We start from the raw sequence: 1,563 nt of genomic DNA on the forward strand, positions 1-1,563 counted from the left end.
GCTTCTTCTAACTTATTCATACCGGCTTCTGGGCTATTTACGATAACCTTATAAAAAATAACCCGGTAATCTAATTGATTAAGATTCATCTTCTTGATCCTTTCTCCAGTTAACTAAATCAGCGCGGAGCGTCTGAATTAGCTTTAACGAAGCCGCAGGTACGTCATTAACAGGCTCGTTTGAAGTAATTGATCGGTTATCATAATGATGCGCAACGAGATTTAAAACAGCCAAGTTGTAAACCGCATTATTTTGATAAAAGGCTTCGTCAGCCCTGTCTAACGAAACCGCCGTTCGAACCTCTTTTTCCGCTGCCGGCAAATAAGCGCCCATGATTAAATCGTCATCCAAGTCATGATCCACTCGGATCGCTTTTTTAATTGATTCAACGTTATCAATTTTAAACACGCCAGCACCTCCTATTTATAGGTTGCACGGCTATTATATGAGGCCCCACTATTGTATTTAGCGGGCTCTTTAGGGAGTGTCTTTACCACCATCAGCTTCGCCAAAAGAAACAAAATAACCAGCGTTGCCATCCGCTTTTTCAACATCAAATCGGAATGCGCCCATTAAATATTTACCGTAAATTTCATTTTCGATCCACTGCACTGACACATCTGACCGATCAGCAAATAATACAGCCCGCTTAACGTCACCGATAAAGGCTAATGCATCACCGTTTTCACCTAGTAGGTCATCACGAACCACGGTCACGTTCATGCCTAATACAACGTTGCCAGAAGTGTTTGTAATACTATCTTCTAAGAGATAACGGTTATTTCCGTCCTTTAAAGTGTCTAATTTTTGATAAAACGACTGAGTACAAATGATCTGCCGATCATAACCCGGGTCAAGCTTAACGTTTGCAATTTCCTTTAAGTCGTCAACATCTTCAACTGTTGCCGGATTAAACGTCTTTAAGACATTGCTGATTTCAACATTTAAAGTGTTGATTTTTTGTTCTTGGATATTTTCTTGGACAATTGCGGTCAGATTGGCGACAGAGTCATCGAGTGCTTCTTGCGAAATTGGGATTGCGCCACGATAGGTAGACACTTCCCACGCAATCGTTTCAAACTTCGGTTTCGCTAATTCAGGATTTTTTTCCAATTCTTCGACCGTATTAAATTTAGTGTCTGCACGCTTTAGGATCGGGTATTTACCGCTAGCCGTTTTAACTGAAGTTTTTTGTACCAATTGCGATAAGTCCTGGACGGTGTTAACTTCTTTTTCCGGTTGATATTGGATATCTTCTGGAATAGTTACACCGACATCATCGGACTTCACGTTATCCCGCTTGGCGCCTTTGCTGCGCATATAGTCCTCAAAAGCTAAAACGGCTTCGTTAGTTTCTTCGTTGTTTAATTTTGACATCGATCTTTTCGCCCCTTTTTTCTTTTTGTCATCGTCTTTGTCATCATCTTCGCCAGCCTCAGCTTCTGGCTTATCAGTATCGGGATCCGGTATTTCTTCCGGAGCTGGCTTGTCGTCAGCTTCCGGTTTTTCATCTTCGCCAGCTTCGTCCGGCTTTTCTAAACCGGGATCCTCTTTATCGGCTGG

General features: G+C 42.0%; 2 protein-coding genes. Both read right to left on the bottom strand.

Annotated features, from left to right (window positions below; genetic code table 11):
* Positions 1-78 precede the first annotated feature (78 nt).
* Positions 79-408 carry a head-tail connector protein gene (locus FC24_RS11300; protein ID WP_057874944.1) on the bottom strand — a complete coding sequence of 110 codons (330 nt, stop codon included), beginning with the start codon at positions 406-408 and terminating at the stop codon, positions 79-81.
* A gap of 69 nt (positions 409-477) precedes the next feature.
* Positions 478-1,563 (bottom strand): phage major capsid protein (locus FC24_RS11305; protein ID WP_202813629.1); only part of this gene is annotated, 1,086 nt, incomplete at its 5' end.

This window comes from Loigolactobacillus rennini DSM 20253 (genome assembly GCF_001436505.1).
Classification (GTDB): domain Bacteria; phylum Bacillota; class Bacilli; order Lactobacillales; family Lactobacillaceae; genus Loigolactobacillus; species Loigolactobacillus rennini.